Genomic DNA, 18,910 nt, shown 5'->3' on the forward strand with positions numbered 1-18,910 from the left:
CCGAGATGAGCCCCGACGCCGACCGCCGCCTACTTCCGGTCGCTACCGCGCGCGAATCGTGGGCCTGGCTCGGTCGGGCGGTTCGCCGGAAATCAGCGGTCGCTGCAGCGGCAGTCGTCACGGCCGCGCTGGGCGCCGCCGCCACCGTGCTACCCGTCTACATGTTCGGGGTACTCGTCGACCGCGTTCGAGAGTCGGCGCCGATGTCCGCACTCGGCGGGATCGTCGCGATCATCGCGATTGCGGCGATCGCAGCGGGCGTGTTCACCGGCCTTGCCGGGTATTTCGTCGCGGTGCTGGGGTCCACTGTGCTTGCGCGCCTGCGCGAAGCGGTGGTGATACGCGCACTGGGACTACCGATGCGCACAGTCGAGCAGGCAGGCAAGGGTGACGTTCTCGCCCGTGTCGGCGACGACGTCGCCGTGATCGACAAGGCGGTCTCCGAGGCTGTTCCGCCGGTGATCTCCGCGCTGTTCCTCGTCGCGGTGAGCTTGACGACGATGGTCGGAATCGACTGGCGCCTGGGACTGGCCGGCGCGATCGCCGTGCCGATGTACACGTTGGCGCTGCGGTGGTACCTGCCCCGGTCCGCTCCTCGATACGCCGCGCAGCGTGTGGCGATGGGAGCGCGATCCCAGGCCCTGATCAGCAGCATCCAGGGGCAGCGCACCGTTCGGGCCTATGGAGCCGAAGCTGTACACCGAGACCGCGTGGACCAAGCGTCCGACCGCGCGCGGCTGCTCGGCATCGATGTGTTCTCGATCTTCGCGCGCTTCGCGAGCCGCGGAAATCGCGCCGAGTTCGTGAGCCTGGCATGCATCCTGGCCGCGGGCTTCGTACTGGTCGACGACGGGTCGGTCTCGGTCGGTCAGGTCACCGCCGCGGCGCTCCTGTTTCACCAGTTGTTCAATCCGCTCGGTGCGATCCTGTTCACCTTCGACGAAGTGCAGTCGGCCGGTGCGAGTCTGGCGCGGCTGGTCGGCGTCGTCTCGATCCAGGACACGCGGCCGGTGGCCGACCCTCGCGTACCTACCGATTCGGGCCTGCGGCTGAGCGGCATCCGCCACGGTTACGACGGGCACGAGGTACTCCACGGCATCGACCTGACGATTGCCCCTGGCGAGCGGATCGCACTGGTCGGCCCGACCGGGTCGGGCAAGAGCACACTCGCGGCGATTGCAGCAGGCAGCATCACCCCGGACTCGGGTGAGGTGTTGCTGGGCGGAGTGCCGCTTGCCGAGCTCGCAGCAACACTCCGCGATCGTCTCGTGATCGTGACCCAGGAGGTACACACCTTCGCAGGTACACTGCGCGACGACCTGCGACTTGCCGTGCCGCACGCTGACGACCGGATGGTCGATGCTGCGCTCGCCGAGGTGGGTGCGTCCGGCTGGGTTCGTGCGCTGCCCGGCGGCATCGACACGGTGGTGGGCGAGGGCGGTCATCGGCTCACTGCCGCACAAGCGCAGCAACTCGCGCTCGCCCGCGTCCTTCTTGCCGACCCCGCGATCGTGATCCTCGACGAGGCGACTGCCGAAGCCGGAAGTGCTGGGGCCAGGGATCTCGAGAGTTCGGCGGCCGTCACGGTGCTCGGCCGGACCTCGCTGGTGGTAGCGCACCGGCTTACCCAGGCGGTCACCGCGGACCGGATCGTCGTGCTCGAGCACGGACTCGTCTGCGAATCGGGAACCCACGAAGAATTGATTGCTGCAGGAGGGCAGTATGCGCGGCTGTGGGCCACCTGGTCGGGCAACGACGCGCCGGAGGGCAGGACGCCCGAGGGCGCGACGAATGACGAATGACGAATAAGGCCGGTCTTCCCCTCGTTACAACAGCTTGGTGACGCACCACAGGGTAGTTGCGAGATTTTCATCACATTTGGTAGTGTTTTGTTATCCGCTACGATGCCGGCCCGGCCCTGGCGGATGAAGAGCGGAACTTTCGGTCCATTCGGATACCGCGGTCGCGTCGGTCAGGCTCGGCTCTGTCGACGAGATGCGATCGAGTCCGCTCCGGGGTGGGAAACGGGAGGGAATCATGGGCGAACATCACGCCGAGTCGGGGGACCGGTCGTCACAGGGCAGAGCGTTGGCCATCCTCGTTCTGTCCGCAGCACTCATCGTCGGAACGACGGTGGTCATGGTCACCGGATCCGTTGTGGCAGGTGTTCTCTACGGTGCGCTCACGGGTGTGGGCGTCGTCGTGGCGTACCTGATGATCACGCCGGGGCCGGCAGCAGGTCGGCTGCACACCGCTGGTGAACGAGTCCGGAACCTGCGCCGAACGCATCCGCGGGGAGCAGTCGCAGTACGGGGGCGTGGTAAACACTCCGTCGCCTAGACGCAGCGCAGCTGTAGGTTCGTGCCGAGCGTGTCAGTAGGGCGGCGAACTGACTCGCGGTTCAGCCGCACAGCGCACCGATTTCGGCGATCACGTGATCAGAACTGCGCACCACCCACACAGCGTGTCCGTCGCGGCACGTCGGCATCAACATTCGTTGTTCGTTGATTGGCCACTGTACGAACGGCATCCCGCTGGCCAGCTGATCTTGCACCTCACCGGCGATGAGGACGGTCAGCTCCTGCACCGATTGCTCGACGTGTAGACCGCCAAATCCGAAACCCTTCAGCGCCACGGTACCCGTCGTTTTGCGCCGTGGCCGCGGCCCGGCTTCGAGCATGAGGTGACAGTAGTCGGTGTCGAGAAGCGACACCGTCCACAGGCAGTTCTGCACGTAGGTGTCGGGGCCGTGCCAGCGGCACTGCAGATCTCGCCCCACGGCGTGGCACGCACCGACGATATTCATCGGAGCGTCGTCCGGTGCATCCGGTCCGGTGATCGGAAACGTCCAAACATTCAGGTAGTTCGTCTCAGGTGAGAACACACTCTCAGCTTCGCATGGCGACGGCCGAAGAAGGTGGTGCCGGATCCGATGAGGACGCCATCCGGTGGTCCTCTCGGGCAGTACCGAGTGGACTACCTGGAATAGAACCTACCCGTGCGGGCCCGCGGCGTCGGCCGTTGCGGCAAGGCGCCGGAGTCCTGCACGTACCCGACCTCAACCTCGCTGGTCCAGGCAGTCTTTTCAGGGTCCCGCTACTGACACGAAATCGAGAAAGCGACACGCCACTTACAGGCAACTGACACGAGATCGAGAAACTGACATCGAGAACGGGAACCTACAGCAGCGGCCCGGGGAAGTCTCCGTCACGCAGCAACGCTCGATCGGTGTTCCGCGCGCCGGAGGCGCCACGGGGTCTGTATGGTCGCGTGCCGTCGCCTACTCTCGTGAGCCATGAGCATCGGAGAATGGTCGCTGGCGGTCGATTTCGGTACGTCCAACACAGCTGCCGCCGTGACCGATGCACGAACGGGCATCCATACGCTCTCGTTGACACATCAAAGCAATCTCATGGCGTCGTCCGTCTTCGTCCGGTCGGTGCCGGTGCGGTCGCTCGGCGACATCCTCGTCGGCGATGCCGCGGTCAATGCTGCTGATTCTGACCCGGGCGCGTTCGTTCCGTCACCGAAGCGACTCGTGAGTCTGCCTGCCGTCTCGGTCCGCGGCACGCCCGTTCCCCGCACAGCCCTGTTCGCAGCAGTGATCGGCACGGTCTACCACCGCGCACTGCGTCACAACAACAGCATCCCCCCCTCCCGCGTCGCACTCACGCACCCCGAAGGATGGTCGGCGGACGTGGTTGCTGTGCTCACCGATGCAGCCGCCCAGGGAGGCATCGATCCATCGACTGTGGTGACGGTGTCCGAACCGCGCGCCGCCGCGCATTTCTACTCCCGCAGCACTCCCGTCCCGGCAGGATCCGCGATCGCCGTGTTCGACTTCGGCGGCGGCACTGTCGACGTAGCGATCCTGCGTAGTACCCCGGATGCCGAATTCGAGGTCGTCACCGCCGTCGGCGACAACGGACTCGGCGGTAAGAACTTCGACGCTCTCGTCCGCAACTGGGCCGAGTCCCAGCTCGCTGACCTCAACCCTGAACTCGCCGAGTACCTGCGCGGATCCGGTCCCGACCAGTTGCAGGCGCGACGGGCCCTGGAGGAGTCCGCGCGTCGCGCCAAGGAAGTGCTCTCGGATGCGCCGTCCGCGACGGTATCCGCCGCAGGCGGCCCGTGGCGCGAGAATCTGCTCCTGACTCGTGGGGAGTTCGAAGACCTGATCGCCCCCCAGGTCGAGCAGGCTGCCGCCCTCGTCCGCACCGCGCTGACCCAGGGGCGAGTCCCGCATGATCGCTTGCAGGCCATCTATCTTACCGGTGGTTCCTCACGGATCCCCTTGGTGCACAGCATGCTTGGGCAGGTCGGCCCTGTCGCGACCCTCGACGACCCGAAAACCGTCGTCGCGCGGGGCGCGCTCGTCGCCACTGGCCGCTCCGGCAGGCCCGCGGCTGCCCCCACCGTGCCGGTGCGTGCGCCTCGGCCGGAGCCGGACCGTATCCGCACGTCCGCCCGAACTCTCACGGTGCTCGGTGCGGTAGTGGCGGTGATCGCTGCCGCCATCGGTGTGGCGGTCTACTGGCCTGATTCGGGCGCCGGTGACGGCGGTACGGCCAGCGGAGGGCCTGCGCCGTCGCTTGCGGAGAACGACGTGTTCACCGTCTCCGCAGGAGGATGGTTCACCTGCGCAGATTCTCGGGGTGATGTCAGCTGCTGGGGCCTCAACGCCTCCGGTCAACTCGGCGACGGAACCACCGATTCCCGATACTCACCTGTCTCGGTCGAACTCCCCGGACCCGTTTCCGCACTCGGCACGGGTCGCGAACACACCTGCGCGTCACTCGACAATGGCGAAACCTACTGCTGGGGATACAACACGTTCGGTCAGCTCGGCACGGGCACCACCGACCCGAGTTCAGAACCGGTGCGGATCGACATGCCTGCCGCAGTCTCCGCACTGAGCGCAGGGGAAGACCACACTTGTGCCCTCACCGACGGCGGCGAAGGCTACTGCTGGGGCCGCAACACCAACGGCCAGATCGGCGAGGAGGGGACGGACCTGATCGAATCGCCCCACCGCATCGACCTGCCCACCATGACGTCGCTGGCAGCAGGTGGCAACCACACGTGCGCGTCCACCGTCGTCGGCGACGTCTTCTGCTGGGGCGCGAATACGTCCGGCCAACTCGGCCGCGGATACACCAACGACTCCGACGTCGCGATCGCCGACCCGCTGCAAGTGGAACTCCCCGGGCCCGCCGCGTTCGTCGCGGCGGGGCGGGGACACACCTGCGCCGCACTCGAAGACACCCGGACATACTGCTGGGGTGAGAACGGCTGGGGCCAGCTCGGGGACGGCACCACCGACTCGCGATCCGAACCCGTGCAGGCTTCGCTGTCCGGGGCCGCTGCGCTCGCGGCGTCCCTGCGGCACACCTGCGCGCTGACCGAAGACAGCGCCGTCTCTTGTTGGGGCACGACGGACTGGGGTCAGCACACCAGCGCGCCCGGCACCCACTCGACCGAAGCGACTCGCGTGACACTGCCTGCAGCAGCCACGGCCATCACGACCGGTGCCGTGCACACCTGCGCGACCACGGTTGACGAGCAGGTGTTCTGCTGGGGCGAGAACGGAAACGGGGAACTGGGCAACGAATCGACGACGGCGAGTGCGGTACCGGTGCGAGTTCCCGTCTGACCACGTGAAGTACCGGGTCACTGCACCGACGCTTCGAGGCCTTCCCCCGATCGCGCGGGTCACCGTTGCCTCGCGACCCACGGCAACCCGGGCACGGGCCAGAAGTTTCGTGCGGAGCGTAGTACTAGTCTCCTGAATCATGAGTGATGAACGATGGTGGCTCGCGATCGATTTCGGGACGTCGAACACAGCGGCCGCACACACCCGTACAGGCGACGGCTCGATCCATCCGGTATCGCTCACCCATCGCTCGAACCTATTGCCCTCGGCGGTGTTCGTACGCGCGGACAGCGAGATTCTCACCGGCGCCGCCGCCCAGAATGCGGCAGCCGGCCACCCGGAGGGTTTCGTGCCCGCGCCCAAACGCCTGATCTCGCAGCCGTTCATCCGGACCGGCCATGTGGACCTGACACCGCCACAGATGATCGCGGCAGTGTTGCGCAGCGTGATGCGTCGAGCGGCGGTACTGCACAACGGCGTGCCGCCCGAGCGCGTCGTACTCACCCACCCCGAAGCGTGGTCGCATGCCACTGTCGCGGTGCTGGTGGACGCGGCCTCGCGAGCGGGAATCGAACCGTCCACGATCACCACCGTGTCGGAACCCCGCGCGGCCGCCTACTACTACACCCGCACCGCTCGGCTGCCGCCCGGTACGGCGATCGCCGTGTTCGACTTCGGCGGGGGAACCGCTGACGTCGCGGTACTGCGGATCGCAGACTCCGGGGCGTTCGACGTCGTGGCCGCACGGGGCGACAATGCTCTAGGAGGCAAGAACTTCGACGCACTCATCCGACGCTGGGCCCTCGACCATGTGGCCGACCGCGACGCCACAGCACGCGCCGAATTCGCCGACGGGGCGCCCGGAAGCATCGAGGCGATCCGCGCCCTCGATGAGGCTGCCCGCGGCGCCAAGGAAGTGCTCTCCGAGACACCCTCGGCAACGATCACGGTCGTCGGATCCAGATCCCGGACGACCCTGTCGCTGACCCGGCCGGAGTTCGATTCGCTGATCCGCCCGCAGGTGGAGTCGGCGGTGGACCTCGTCCGAGACACGCTCGCTGATGCCGGTATCACGCCCGGTTCCCTGCACGCCCTCTACCTGACCGGCGGATCGTCGCGGATTCCGCTTGTGCACCAGGAATTGTCGCGGATCGCTCGGGTCGCGACACTCGACGATCCCAAGACCGTGGTGGCGCAGGGTGCGCTGATCGCTGCACGGCACATGTTCGCGTCGGACCGCGACCCTGTAACGGATCAGAACCCGGGTGCAGCCCCGAGCCGTGTCGCCGCCCGACCGTCCACGACCCCTGTGGCGGGTCCGAACCTTCCCGAGCCGTCGTCCAGTACTTCCACGCGCAACAGTCGTCGGGGACTGATCGGGGGCGCGGTCGCCGCGCTCGTCGCCGTCGGTGTCGTGATCGCGTGGGCCGCTACGCGCAGCGATTCGGTGGATCCGCAGACGGTTGCCGGTCCATCGACGGGCGTCAGCACAGTGACGGTCGCCCAGGAACCCACGACAACGCGCGCCCCGACGACGGCACCTGTGTCGACCACCCACGCCCCGCTCACGACCGCATACGTCACCACGGCACGGACCACCAGCGCGAACTCGCCGCGGGGAGTTGTCACGGTGGCCGACGCGGACGCACAGGGTTTCGTCGACGAGGTGGGTCCGCGGTGCAACGCGGACAACGAGGCCCTCGGTATCGCACGCACCACGGCCTCGCTCATCGTCGTATGCAGGACCGGCGCCGACCGCCTGTACTACAAGGGGATCAGGGTCGAGGACGGATCCGGCATAGAGATAGACGACCCGATCGTGGTCGCGGACGGATTCGAAGTCACCAACGCCGGAGTGACCTACCGGTTCGACGACAGGGCCCTGCTCATCACCGAAGGGGGAACGGAACTGGCGCGAGAACCCATGCTCGAATTCTGGTCGGTCTACGACTGAGCAGGCCGGCCGGTTCGGCGCGACACGCCGTACGGGTCCGACCGAACGGTCCGGTGGCGTCGGTGACGATCTAGCATCGGGCCCGTGAGTGATGCCGAGAGCCGTCCCGCAACTCTGAAGATCCTCGTGTACAGCGACGACGCCACTGTGCGCAGCCGCGTACAGGCTGCCTTGGGCACGACCCTGCACCCCGACCTTCCACCCCTCGAGTACACCGAGGTCGCAACCGCCCCCGTCGTCCTCTCGCACCTCGACGCGGGCGGGATCGATCTGGTGATCCTGGACGGTGAGACTGCGCCCGCCGGTGGCCTGGGGATTGCGAAGCAACTCAAGGACGAGATCGACCCGTGCCCGCCGGTCGTTGTGATCATCGGGCGTCCCGACGACACCTGGCTCGCATCGTGGTCGCGGGCCGAGTCCGTCGTAGCGCACCCGATCGACGCGATGAAGCTCGGTCGCGAGGTCGTCCGCCTCCTGCTGCCCGGCGCCGATCCGGCACCCGCACGCTGATCCGATCCGCCTCTGCCGGGGCGCAGAGACTACTCCTCCTGAGGAGCCCGAACGGGCGGACACGCCGCGCCGAAGAATGCGTGTCGAATCCTGGACAAGTCCCGCGTCATCGGCACTAGTGTGTGTGCCGTGGCTCACAGGATGTCCGAATGTCCGACGGCCACACGACCGGGGTTCGACGTTCGGAACCGGAGGTGCCGATGAACGTCTACGTGCCGATTCTGGTGCTCGGCGCAATTGCGCTCGCGTTCGCGCTCTTCTCCGTCGTGGTGGCGAGCATCGCCGGTCCGAGTCGCTACAACCGGGCGAAGCTCGATGCCTACGAATGCGGCATCGATCCGACACCGCAGCCCACCGGAGGCGGCCGATTTCCGGTCAAGTACTACCTGACGGCCATGCTGTTCATCATCTTCGACATCGAAATCGTCTTCCTGTACCCCTGGGCGATCCATTTCGATGCGCTCGGGATGTTCGGTCTGCTCGCCATGGCCCTGTTCATGTTCAACGTGTTCGTTGCATATGCCTACGAGTGGAGACGCGGTGGCCTGACATGGGATTGACGGAAGTCCTCCGAAGAATCACTCCGTAAATCGATTGCACCCGAATAAGATCCACAATCTTGTCGAAGGTGGTAAGAGTCGGATATGGGTCTCGAAGAGAAGGTCCCGAGCGGATTTCTGCTCAGCACGGTCGAAGTCCTCGCCGGCTTCGCCCGTAAAGGGTCGTTGTGGCCCGCCTCGTTCGGTCTGGCCTGCTGCGCAATCGAGATGATGTCGACCGCGGGGGGACGTTTCGATATCGCCCGATTCGGTATGGAGGCCTTCCGAGCATCACCGCGACAGGCCGACGTAATGATCGTCGCCGGACGTGTAAGCCAGAAGATGGCACCTGCACTCCGTCAGGTCTACGACCAGATGGTCGAACCGAAATGGGTTCTGTCGATGGGCGTGTGCGCATCATCAGGGGGCATGTTCAACAACTACGCGATCGTGCAGGGGGTCGACCATGTGGTGCCGGTCGACATCTACCTGCCGGGATGTCCACCGCGCCCGGAGATGCTGATCAACGCGATTCTGGCGTTGCACGACAAGATCCAGCACATGCCGCTCGGAGCCAACCGTGAAGAAGCGGTGCGCGCGGCAGAACAGGCCGCGCTCGCTCAGCGTCCGCTCATCGAGCTGAAGGTGCCGCGCCGATGACCGACCCCAACTCACCGGATTCGGCTGCGCCGGAAGTCATCGCGCAGCGCCGCGGGATGTTCGGTATCCACGGGAGCGGGGACACCAGTGGATACGGCCGGCTCGTGCGCCGTGTCGCTCTGCCGGACAGCAGCCCGAGACCGTTCGGTGGTTACCTCGACGATCTCGCCGACACCGTCGAAGATGCCCTCAACGACGCGGGCGTCGAAGATGCCCCTAACGACGCGGGCGTCGAAGATGCCCTCTACGACGCGGGGCCCGCCGGATTCGAGGCCGCCGTGGAGAAGATCGTCGTGTTCCGGGGAGAGATGTCGGTGCACGTGCGCCGCGAACATCTCGTATCGATCGCCCGCACCCTGCGCGACCATCCCGCCCTACGCTTCGAGCTGTGCCTCGGCGTCAGCGGCGTTCACTACCCCGAGGACACCGGCCGCGAACTGCACGCGGTATATCCGCTGATGTCGATCACCCACAACCGTCGCATCCTCGTCGAGGTCGCCGTGCCCGACGCAGATCCGCACATTCCGTCGCTACACACCGTCTACCCGACAACGGACTGGCACGAACGTGAGGCATACGACTTCTTCGGTCTGGTCTTCGACGGTCATCCGTCGCTCACCCGGATCCAGATGCCCGACGACTGGAACGGACACCCGCAACGCAAGGACTATCCGCTCGGTGGAATCCCCGTCGAGTACAAGGGTGCACAGATCCCGCCACCGGACGAGCGGAGGGCCTACAGTTGACGAACGACGCTGCGATGGAGTCGGACACGGGAACAACCGTCTACGACGCGGTGGGCCAGGACTGGGACGAGATCAGTGCTGCAGCACGCGCCGCAGGAGAAGACCACATCGTGGTCAACATGGGCCCGCAGCACCCGTCCACCCACGGCGTACTGCGTCTGATACTCGAGATCGACGGCGAGATGGTGACCGAAGCCAGATGCGGAATCGGTTATCTCCACACCGGAATCGAGAAGAATCTCGAGTTCCGCAACTGGACGCAAGGCGTCACGTTCGTGACCCGCATGGATTACCTGTCGCCGTTCTTCAACGAGAGCGCCTACTGCCTCGGTGTCGAGAAGCTCCTCGGCATCACCGATCTGATCCCCGAACGCGCGTCGATCATCCGTGTGATGCTCATGGAACTCAACCGCATCTCGTCTCACCTCGTGGCCCTCGCCACCGGTGGCATGGAACTCGGCGCCACCACACCGATGTTGTTCGGGTTCCGTGAACGCGAACTCGTCCTCGAAGTGTTCGAAATCGTCACCGGTCTGCGCATGAACCATGCCTACATCAGGCCCGGTGGTCTCGTGCAGGACCTCCCCTCCGAGGCCGTGCCCAAAATCCGCGACCTGCTGAAACTCATGCCGAGCCGATTGCGCGACATGGAGTTACTGCTCAACGACAATCCGATCTGGAAGGCGCGGACCGAGGGGATCGGATACCTCGACCTCACCGGGTGCATGGCGCTCGGCGTCACCGGCCCCGTACTGCGCGCCACGGGACTCCCGCACGATCTTCGCCGGGCACAACCGTACTGCGGATACGAGAATTACGAATTCGACGTCGTCACCCACACCGGAAACGATTGCTACGGCCGCTACCTGATCCGGGTAGAGGAGATGTGGGAGTCCCTCAAGATCGTCGAACAGTGTCTCGATCGGCTGCGGCCGGGGCCGGTGATGGTGCAGGACAGGAAGATCGCGTGGCCGGCGCAACTGGCGCTCGGCGCCGATGGACTCGGCAACTCGCTCGAACACATCCGCACGATCATGGGCACCTCGATGGAAGATCTCATCCATCATTTCAAACTCGTCACCGAAGGTATCCGGGTGCCCGCCGGTCAGGTGTACGTCGCGGTCGAGTCGCCCCGTGGAGAACTCGGAGTGCACATGGTCAGCGACGGCGGTACCCGCCCCTATCGAGTGCACTACCGCGACCCGTCGTTCACGAATCTGCAGGCAGTCGCCGCGATGTGCGAGGGCGGCATGATCTCCGACGTGATCGCCGCGGTCGCCAGCATCGACCCGGTGATGGGGGGAGTGGACAGATGAGCAGTACCGAGCACATCGTGCCGGCCGAACCGGTGTTGATTCCGTTCGGCCCGCGCCCGGAGGAAGACGTCCTGCTCGTACGGCCGGGCGATCGTCGTAGCTATCCCGACGATGTCCGCGTCCGCCTCGACGTCGACGCCCTGGAGATCATCGCCCGGTATCCGCAGAGCAGGTCGGCGCTGTTGCCGCTGCTGCACCTCGTGCAGTCCGAAGACGGTTACGTCTCCCCGGCGGGTATCGAGTTCTGTGCCGGGCATCTCGGGTTGACCGGGGCCGAGGTAGCCGCCGTCGCCACGTTCTACACGATGTACCGCAGATCTCCGACCGGCACCTACCACGTCGGTGTGTGCACCAACGCGTTGTGCGCGACCATGGGCGGCGACGACATCTTCGCCACGCTCTGCGACCGCCTCGGTGTGGACAACGGCGAGACCACGACCGACGGCGCGATCACGCTCGAACACATCGAATGCAATGCCGCATGCGACTACGCGCCGGTGATGACCGTCAACTGGGAACTGTTCGACAATCGCACCGTCGACTCGGCAACGGCGCTCGTCGACGATCTGCTGGCCGGGACGCCCCCCGAACCCACACGCGGCGCGCCGTTGCGGACTTTCCGCGACACCGCGCGTCTCCTTGCGGGGTTTCCGGATACTCGTCCAGGGGCACTCGAAGCCGGAGGCAGCGCTGGTGAGCCGTCGGTCGTCGGTCTGCGCGTCGCTCGAGACAAGAAGATGAAGGCGCCTCCCGTCACCGACGACCCCGTCGTGCACGATGAGCCACTCGACTCCACCCTGACTCCCGTGCTCACCGAATACTGGGACGAGGACCGGTCCTGGACTCTCGAGACATACCGGCGCCACCGCGGGTACGAGGCACTGCAGGTCGCGCTGCACAAGGATCCCGACGAGGTCATCGACGACGTCAAACAATCCGGTCTGCGTGGACGCGGTGGGGCCGGATTCTCGACCGGCACCAAGTGGTCGTTCATTCCTCAGGGCGACGGAAAGCCGCACTACCTCGTCGTCAACGCCGACGAATCGGAACCGGGCACCTGCAAAGACATCCCCCTGATGCTCGCGACCCCGCACGCGCTCATCGAAGGTGTCATCATCTCGGCGTACGCGATCCGCGCAGCGCGCGCCTTCATCTATCTACGCGGTGAAGCGGTACCGGTACTGCGACGGCTGCAGGCCGCCGTCGCCGAAGCCTACGACGCCGGATATGTCGGCCGCGACATTCTCGGCTCCGGCTTCGACCTCGAACTGGTTGTGCATGCGGGCGCCGGTGCATACATCTGCGGGGAGGAAACCGCCCTGCTCGACTCCCTCGAGGGCCGTCGCGGACAGCCACGTCTGCGACCGCCGTTCCCCGCGGTCGCGGGTCTGTACGCATGCCCGACCGTGGTCAACAATGTCGAATCCATCGCGAACGTGCCACCGATCATCCGCAACGGTGTCGAGTGGTACCGCTCGATGGGTACCGAGAAATCCCCTGGCTTCGCCATGTTCTCGCTGTCGGGCCACGTCAACAACCCAGGTCAGTACGAGGCCCCGCTCGGTATCACCCTGCGCGAACTACTCGACCTCGCCGGTGGCGTGCGTCGCGGGCACCGTCTCAAGTTCTGGACACCGGGGGGCTCGTCCACTCCGATCTTCACCGACGAACACCTCGACGTTCCACTCGATTACGAGAGTGTGGGGGCAGCCGGGTCGATGCTCGGCACCCGCGCACTGCAGATCTTCGACGACACCACGTGTGTCGTCCGCACCGTGCTGCGGTGGACGGAGTTCTACGCGCACGAGTCGTGTGGGAAGTGCACCCCGTGCCGCGAGGGGACGTACTGGCTCGAACAGATCCTGCACCGGCTCGAACACGGACGCGGCACCGAAGCCGACCTCGAGAAACTACTCGACATCGCCGACAACATCCTCGGCCGCGCCTTCTGTGCGCTCGGTGACGGCGCCACCAGCCCGATCACGTCCTCACTCGCCTACTTCCGCGATGAATACATCGCACATTTCGAGCACGGAGGATGCCCGTTCGAGCACCGCCTGGCAACGCTGCCCGGTGTGCACGCGATCGGAGGAGAAAGCCGATGACCGCCGCAGCCGAGACGGGAGCCGACGGCACGACCCCCGTCGACCTCGTCACCGCCACAATCGACGGAAGCGAGATCACAGTCCCCAAGGGGACTCTGGTGATCAGGGCCGCCGAACTCATCGGTATTCAGATCCCCCGGTTCTGCGACCATCCGCTCCTCGACCCGGTCGGAGCGTGCCGACAATGCCTCGTCGAGGTCGAAGGACAGCGCAAGCCGCTTGCCTCCTGCACCACCGTCGTCACCGACGGGATGATCGTGCGTACGCAGGCCACATCGCCCGTGGCCGACAAAGCGCAGCAGGGCGTGATGGAACTGCTGCTCATCAATCACCCTCTCGACTGCCCGGTGTGCGACAAGGGCGGTGAATGCCCGCTGCAGAACCAGGCGATGTCCAACGGCCGACCGCAGACCCGCTTCGAGGACGTCAAACGTACCTATCCCAAACCGATCGCCATCTCGTCGCAGGTTCTTCTCGACAGGGAACGATGTGTGCTCTGCGCCCGGTGCACCCGGTTCTCCGATCAGATCGCCGGCGACCGGTTCATCGACATGCTCGAACGAGGTGCCCTGCAACAGGTCGGTATCTACACCGAGGAACCATTCGAATCGTATTTCTCCGGCAACACCGTGCAGGTCTGCCCGGTCGGTGCGCTCACCGGCAGTTCCTACCGATTCCGGGCCCGGCCGTTCGACCTGGTCTCGACCCCGAGTGTGTGCGAGCACTGCGCCGGAGGCTGCGCGCAACGCACCGACCACCGTCGCGGATCCGTGATGCGCCGTCTCGCCGGCGACGATCCCGAGGTGAACGAGGAATGGAACTGCGACAAGGGACGATGGGCGTTCACCTATGCCGGTGAACCCGACCGGCTCACCGGACCGATGATCCGAGACTCTGCAGGAGTCCTGGTCCCGGCGTCGTGGCCTGCCGCGCTCACCGTTGCGGCCAGGGGGCTCACTGCCGCCCGCGGCAACGCGGGTGTGCTGACCGGCGGACGCCTCACCTGGGAAGAGTCCTACGCATACGCCAAATTCGCACGCATTGCGCTCGGGACCAACGACATCGACTTCCGGGCACGCGTACACACCGGAGAGGAGACCGGATTCCTCGGGAGCCGGATCGCAGGTACACGGATGTCCGTGACATACGGCGACCTCGAGAAGGCCCCTGCCGTGCTCCTGGCCGGTCTCGAACCGGAAGAGGAGTCACCCCTGATCTTCCTGCGGTTGCGCAAGGCCGTCCGAAAGCGGGGGACGGCGGTGTGGTCGGTGGCGTCGCATGCGAGCCGAGGGTTGGAGAAGATGTCCGGGGCCCTTCTCGAATGCGTCCCCGGTGATGAGGCCCGAGTGTTCGACGACCTGTGCTCCGGGGGGTGTCCGGAACTCGCTGGGCAGCTGCGGGGGGACGGCGCGATCATTCTGGTAGGGGAGCGGCTCGCTGCAGCGCCCGGCGCACTGAGCGCGATCGTGCGCGTCGCCGACGTGACCGGTGCACGGCTCGCGTGGGTGCCTCGCCGCGCGGGCGACCGAGGTGCGCTCGAAGCAGGCGCTTTCCCGACCCTCCTTCCAGGTGGACGGGCAGTCACCGATGCCGAGGCGCGACGCGAAGTCGAATCGGTTTGGGGCACAGGCCCCGACATACAACCGATACCCGAGGGTCCCGGTCGCGACACTGCGGGCATCCTCGCTGCCGCGGCAGCCGGCGACCTCGCCGCGTTGGTGGTCGCGGGCGTCGACGTCGCCGACCTACCCGATCCGCACGCTGTCCGCGCCGCACTCGACTCCGCGGCGTTCCTCGTCGGCCTCGACATCCGCCGCAGCGACATCACCGACCGGGCCGACGTCGTTTTCCCGGTCGCCCCCGTCGTCGAAAAGGCCGGAACCTTCCTGGACTGGGAAGGACGTGAGCGGCCGTTCCCGGTCGCACTACGCGACACCGGGGCATTGTCCGACCTGCGCATCCTCGACGCACTTGCCGAGACGATGGGCATCCCGTTCGGCATTCGCGATGCGACAGCGGCCCGAGCCGAACTCGTCGAATTGGGGCAACGGCGCAGTTCCCACGTCGAGTTTTCTCCAGCAAGGCCGGTAGCGACACCGAAACCTGTTCTGGGTGAGGCGGTTCTGTCGACGTGGCGAATGCTCCTCGACGCCGGACGCATGCAGGACGGCGAACCACACCTTGCCGGGACCGCGCGGGCACCCGTCGCGCGCATGTCCGCCGCGACCGCTGACGAGGTGGGTGTGCGTGAGGGCGACCCACTGACGGTATCGACGGAGCGTGGCGAGATCACCCTCCCCGCGGTGATCGATACCCTCCCTGATCGCGTCGTGTGGATTCCCATGAACACTGCCGGGTCGGAAGTGCACGAACGACTCGCCGTCGACGCAGGAGCGATCGTGCGGATCCGCGCCGCAGCAGCCGCCGGTGAGGAGGCACGACAATGACCGTCGGAGCATCCCCGAGCGTCAGCGCGCACGAAGTCGACCTGTCGATGTTCGGCATCGATCCGTGGTGGCTGGTGATAGCCAAGGCAATCGTGATCTTCGCGTTCCTCGTTCTCACCACGCTCGTGCTGATCCTGGCCGAACGTAAAGTCATGGCCTGGATGCAGATGAGGGTGGGGCCCGACCGGGTGGGCCCGAAAGGCCTGCTCCAAACCGTCGCGGACGGTATCAAACTCGGCCTCAAGGAAGGCATCACACCTACCGGCGTCGACAAACCGATCTACTTGCTGGCACCGGTCATCGCGACCGCACCCGCGTTCATGGCCTTCGCAGTGATCCCGTTCGGTCCTTCGGTGTCGGTGTTCGGACACATCACACCGTTGCAGTTGACCGATCTTCCGGTCGCCGTCCTCTACATCCTGGCTGTCACCTCGGTGGGGGTCTACGGCATCGTCCTTGCAGGCTGGGCGTCCGGGTCCACCTACCCACTCCTCGGTGGGCTGCGTTCGACGGCGCAGGTGATCTCCTACGAGATCGCGATGGGCCTTACCTTCGCGGCGGTGTTTCTGCTGTCCGGCACGATGTCGACCTCGGGGATCGTCGCCGCGCAGGACGGCCTGTGGTACATCGTGCTGCTGATTCCGTCGTTCGTGATCTATTCGGTGTCGATGGTCGGCGAAACCAACCGTGCACCGTTCGATCTCCCCGAGGCCGAAGGCGAACTCGTCGGAGGTTTCCACACCGAATACTCGTCGCTGCGCTTTGCCATGTTCATGCTGGCCGAATACGTGAACATGATCACCGTCTCGGCGCTGTCGACCACGATGTTCCTGGGCGGCTGGCACGCACCCTGGCCCTTCAACATGGGTAGCTGGGCGAACTCCGGATGGTGGCCGGTGCTGTGGTTCATCCTCAAGGTGTGGGCTGTGCTGTTCGTCTTCGTATGGCTGCGCAGCACGCTTCCGCGACTTCGATACGACCAGTTCATGGCATTGGGATGGAAACTGCTCATCCCGATCGCCGTGATCTGGGTGATGGTCGTCGCCGTCGTACGACAACTCGCAGGCGACGACATCCTCCCTCGCTCAGCGACCCTCATCGTCGCCGGCGCGCTCCTCACGGCAGTGTTGTTCGCCTACCTGACATTCCGTTCCCGCCGCGGCGATCGACAACGGCCCGCGCCGCGCCCGCCGAGTAGGTCCGACTTCGACCCGATGGCAGGAGGATTCCCGGTTCCGCCGATCCCGGTTCCGTCCGCGCAAGCCACATCCAAGGAGGCGAGCGATGCCCGAAAAATCGATGTCTGAACTGTTGGGTCCGCTGGCGGGTTTCGGTGTGACCCTCTCGACCATGTTCAAGAAGCCGAACACCGAGTTCTACCCCGAGGTGAAAACGCCGACCGCACCGCGCTATCACGGCAGGCATCAACTCAACCGTTATCCGGACGGGCTGGAGAAATGCATCGGCTGCGAGTTGTGTGCATGGGCGTGCCCGGCCGACGCGATCTTCGTCGAGGGTGCCGACAACACCGAGACCGAGCGTTACTCACCGGGTGAACGGTACGGCCGGGACTATCAGATCAACTACCTGCGCTGCATCGGCTGCGGCCTGTGCATCGAAGCGTGCCCCACGCGTGCGCTGACGATGACCAACGATTTTGAGATGGTCGATGACAACCGCACCGACCTCATCTACACGAAGGACCGGTTGCTCGCTCCCCTCCAACCCGGAATGGCTGCCCCGCCGCATCCGATGGCGCCGGGAGCAACCGACGACGACTACTACCGCGGTACCCTGCCCGCGCCCGACGCCTCCCCGAACCGGCCCGACGGTGACGCGGAGCAGGCATCGTGACCGCCGCTGCGCTCGCGGCCGACGCGACGTCGACCGGGGAGGCGGTGCAGTTCTGGATCCTCGGCACGGTCGCTGTGGTCGGGGCGCTCGGTGTGGTCGGCGCAGCGAAAGCGGTCTACTCCGCGCTCTTCCTCGCCATGACCATGATCGTGCTCGCGATCTTCTACATCGCTCAGGGCGCACTGTTCCTCGGTGTGGTCCAGGTGGTCGTCTACACCGGTGCCGTCATGATGCTGTTCCTGTTCGTGCTCATGCTGGTCGGCATCGACTCGTCCGACTCACTCGTGGAAACCCTTCGAGCGCAACGCCTTCTCGCCATCGTGGTCGGACTCGGATTCGGGATCCTGCTTGTCGGTGGCCTCGGGAACGTAGCGACCACAGCGTTCGTCGGTCTCGACGACGCGAACGAGGCGGGCAACGTCGAAGCGCTCGCCGAACTGCTCTTCCTCGACTACGTGTGGGCCTTCGAACTCACCGGAGCGCTCCTGATCACCGCAACGGTCGGCGCGATGGTGCTCGCACACCGCGAACGCGTCCGGCCGCGGGAAACACAACGGGAGTTGGCCGAACGCCGGTTCAGAGAGGGCGGTCGGGTCACCCCACTGCCCCCGCCCGGCGTGTATGCACGGCACAACGCAGCCGACGTCCCGGCGCTGCTGCCCGACGGCTCGTTCTCCGACGAGTCCGTCGGTCCACTCCTCCGGCGGATCGGCCGTGGTTGGGAACCAACCGACCTGGGTGTGCCCGGTCCGGCGACCCTTCGGGAGAGGGGACGCCCCCTGGAGGAAGACCCGGTCCGGCAGACCACGGAGAAGGGGGATCAGGGGTGAATCCGGAGAACTACCTGTATCTGTCCGCACTGCTGTTCACGATCGGCGCATCCGGAGTGCTGCTGCGACGCAACGCGATCGTCGTGTTCATGAGCATCGAACTGATGCTCAACGCCGCCAATCTGGCGTTCGTCACTTTCGCCCGGATGCACGGCAATCTGCACGGCCAGGTGTTCGCGTTCTTCACGATGGTCGTGGCGGCCGCGGAAGTGGTGGTGGGACTCGCGATCATCGTCACGATCTTCCGGAGCCGCCGTTCGGCGTCGGTCGACAACGCCAATCTCCTCAAGTACTGA

At 65.8% G+C, this 18,910-nt stretch carries 16 protein-coding genes; 15 read left to right on the top strand and 1 reads right to left on the bottom strand.

Annotated elements, in window-relative coordinates; all coding sequences use genetic code 11:
- The first annotated feature begins 5 nt into the window (after window positions 1-5).
- Together HCA61_RS03470 and HCA61_RS03475 are read left to right on the top strand one after the other, a co-directional pair.
- On the top strand, window positions 6-1,802 hold the full coding sequence (locus tag HCA61_RS03470) for an ABC transporter ATP-binding protein (protein WP_169686869.1): 1,797 nt from the start codon (window positions 6-8) through the stop codon (window positions 1,800-1,802).
- Window positions 1,803-2,037: 235 nt separating this feature from the next.
- The gene (locus HCA61_RS03475) at window positions 2,038-2,340 is read left to right on the top strand and encodes a hypothetical protein (RefSeq protein WP_169686644.1); all 303 of its coding nucleotides are present in this window, start codon (window positions 2,038-2,040) and stop codon (window positions 2,338-2,340) included.
- Window positions 2,341-2,401: 61 nt separating this feature from the next.
- On the opposite strand, the gene HCA61_RS03480 is transcribed toward HCA61_RS03475, so the two are convergent.
- Window positions 2,402-2,884: a hypothetical protein gene (locus tag HCA61_RS03480; RefSeq protein WP_169686646.1), complete on the bottom strand. Its 483-nt coding sequence runs from the start codon at window positions 2,882-2,884 to the stop codon at window positions 2,402-2,404.
- A gap of 411 nt (window positions 2,885-3,295) precedes the next feature.
- Here HCA61_RS03480 and HCA61_RS03485 point away from each other — a divergent pair, with 411 nt between their 5' ends.
- The 13 genes from HCA61_RS03485 to nuoK all read left to right on the top strand — a co-directional run bounded on the left by HCA61_RS03485 (window position 3,296) and on the right by nuoK (window position 18,910).
- Window positions 3,296-5,653: an Hsp70 family protein gene (locus HCA61_RS03485; RefSeq protein WP_169686648.1), complete on the top strand. Its 2,358-nt coding sequence runs from the start codon at window positions 3,296-3,298 to the stop codon at window positions 5,651-5,653.
- 139 nt (window positions 5,654-5,792) lie between these two features.
- Window positions 5,793-7,607 carry an Hsp70 family protein gene (locus tag HCA61_RS03490; protein ID WP_169686650.1) on the top strand — a complete coding sequence of 605 codons (1,815 nt, stop codon included), beginning with the start codon at window positions 5,793-5,795 and terminating at the stop codon, window positions 7,605-7,607.
- An 84-nt stretch (window positions 7,608-7,691) separates the two neighbouring features.
- Window positions 7,692-8,117, top strand: coding sequence for a response regulator transcription factor (locus tag HCA61_RS03495; protein ID WP_169686652.1), 426 nt, complete (start codon window positions 7,692-7,694; stop codon window positions 8,115-8,117).
- A 200-nt stretch (window positions 8,118-8,317) separates the two neighbouring features.
- The gene (locus tag HCA61_RS03500) at window positions 8,318-8,677 is read left to right on the top strand and encodes an NADH-quinone oxidoreductase subunit A (protein WP_169686870.1); all 360 of its coding nucleotides are present in this window, start codon (window positions 8,318-8,320) and stop codon (window positions 8,675-8,677) included.
- An 84-nt stretch (window positions 8,678-8,761) separates the two neighbouring features.
- On the top strand, window positions 8,762-9,316 hold the full coding sequence (locus HCA61_RS03505; protein WP_169686654.1) for an NADH-quinone oxidoreductase subunit B: 555 nt from the start codon (window positions 8,762-8,764) through the stop codon (window positions 9,314-9,316).
- Window positions 9,313-10,062, top strand: coding sequence for an NADH-quinone oxidoreductase subunit C (locus tag HCA61_RS03510; protein ID WP_169686656.1), 750 nt, complete (start codon window positions 9,313-9,315; stop codon window positions 10,060-10,062). Before HCA61_RS03505 ends, HCA61_RS03510 begins: the two co-directional genes overlap by 4 nt.
- Before the next feature lie 14 nt (window positions 10,063-10,076).
- Window positions 10,077-11,378 (top strand): NADH dehydrogenase (quinone) subunit D, encoded by a 1,302-nt coding sequence (gene nuoD / locus HCA61_RS03515; RefSeq protein WP_169686871.1) that lies wholly within the window; start codon window positions 10,077-10,079, stop codon window positions 11,376-11,378.
- Window positions 11,375-13,483 (top strand): NADH-quinone oxidoreductase subunit NuoF, encoded by a 2,109-nt coding sequence (gene nuoF / locus HCA61_RS03520; protein ID WP_169686658.1) that lies wholly within the window; start codon window positions 11,375-11,377, stop codon window positions 13,481-13,483. The genes nuoD and nuoF overlap by 4 nt, the downstream gene beginning before the upstream one ends.
- A complete protein-coding gene (locus tag HCA61_RS03525; RefSeq protein WP_169686660.1) occupies window positions 13,480-15,930 on the top strand; it encodes an NADH-quinone oxidoreductase subunit G in 2,451 nt (816 codons plus the stop codon). Before nuoF ends, HCA61_RS03525 begins: the two co-directional genes overlap by 4 nt.
- On the top strand, window positions 15,927-17,237 hold the full coding sequence (gene nuoH, locus HCA61_RS03530) for an NADH-quinone oxidoreductase subunit NuoH (protein WP_169686662.1): 1,311 nt from the start codon (window positions 15,927-15,929) through the stop codon (window positions 17,235-17,237). Before HCA61_RS03525 ends, nuoH begins: the two co-directional genes overlap by 4 nt.
- Window positions 17,230-17,784 (top strand): NADH-quinone oxidoreductase subunit NuoI, encoded by a 555-nt coding sequence (gene nuoI, locus HCA61_RS03535; protein ID WP_169686872.1) that lies wholly within the window; start codon window positions 17,230-17,232, stop codon window positions 17,782-17,784. Before nuoH ends, nuoI begins: the two co-directional genes overlap by 8 nt.
- Window positions 17,781-18,614 (top strand): NADH-quinone oxidoreductase subunit J, encoded by an 834-nt coding sequence (locus HCA61_RS03540; RefSeq protein WP_169686664.1) that lies wholly within the window; start codon window positions 17,781-17,783, stop codon window positions 18,612-18,614. The genes nuoI and HCA61_RS03540 overlap by 4 nt, the downstream gene beginning before the upstream one ends.
- Window positions 18,611-18,910, top strand: a complete 300-nt coding sequence (nuoK, locus tag HCA61_RS03545; protein ID WP_054719375.1) for an NADH-quinone oxidoreductase subunit NuoK — start codon at window positions 18,611-18,613, stop codon at window positions 18,908-18,910. Before HCA61_RS03540 ends, nuoK begins: the two co-directional genes overlap by 4 nt.

The sequence above is a fragment of the Rhodococcus sp. HNM0563 genome, assembly GCF_012726195.1.
Classification (GTDB): Bacteria; Actinomycetota; Actinomycetes; order Mycobacteriales; family Mycobacteriaceae; genus Rhodococcus.

What these genes read in the sequence shown, in the direction of transcription:
- HCA61_RS03470 (WP_169686869.1), top strand. Translation starts at nt 6, where the DNA reads ATGAGCCCCGACGCCGACCGCCGCCTACTTCCGGTCGCTACCGCGCGC.
- HCA61_RS03525 (WP_169686660.1), top strand. Translation starts at nt 13,480, where the DNA reads ATGACCGCCGCAGCCGAGACGGGAGCCGACGGCACGACCCCCGTCGAC.
- HCA61_RS03475 (WP_169686644.1), top strand. Translation starts at nt 2,038, where the DNA reads ATGGGCGAACATCACGCCGAGTCGGGGGACCGGTCGTCACAGGGCAGA.
- nuoI (WP_169686872.1), top strand. Translation starts at nt 17,230, where the DNA reads ATGTCTGAACTGTTGGGTCCGCTGGCGGGTTTCGGTGTGACCCTCTCG.
- nuoD (WP_169686871.1), top strand. Translation starts at nt 10,077, where the DNA reads ATGGAGTCGGACACGGGAACAACCGTCTACGACGCGGTGGGCCAGGAC.
- HCA61_RS03490 (WP_169686650.1), top strand. Translation starts at nt 5,793, where the DNA reads ATGAGTGATGAACGATGGTGGCTCGCGATCGATTTCGGGACGTCGAAC.
- HCA61_RS03505 (WP_169686654.1), top strand. Translation starts at nt 8,762, where the DNA reads ATGGGTCTCGAAGAGAAGGTCCCGAGCGGATTTCTGCTCAGCACGGTC.
- HCA61_RS03500 (WP_169686870.1), top strand. Translation starts at nt 8,318, where the DNA reads ATGAACGTCTACGTGCCGATTCTGGTGCTCGGCGCAATTGCGCTCGCG.
- HCA61_RS03485 (WP_169686648.1), top strand. Translation starts at nt 3,296, where the DNA reads ATGAGCATCGGAGAATGGTCGCTGGCGGTCGATTTCGGTACGTCCAAC.
- HCA61_RS03510 (WP_169686656.1), top strand. Translation starts at nt 9,313, where the DNA reads ATGACCGACCCCAACTCACCGGATTCGGCTGCGCCGGAAGTCATCGCG.
- nuoF (WP_169686658.1), top strand. Translation starts at nt 11,375, where the DNA reads ATGAGCAGTACCGAGCACATCGTGCCGGCCGAACCGGTGTTGATTCCG.
- nuoH (WP_169686662.1), top strand. Translation starts at nt 15,927, where the DNA reads ATGACCGTCGGAGCATCCCCGAGCGTCAGCGCGCACGAAGTCGACCTG.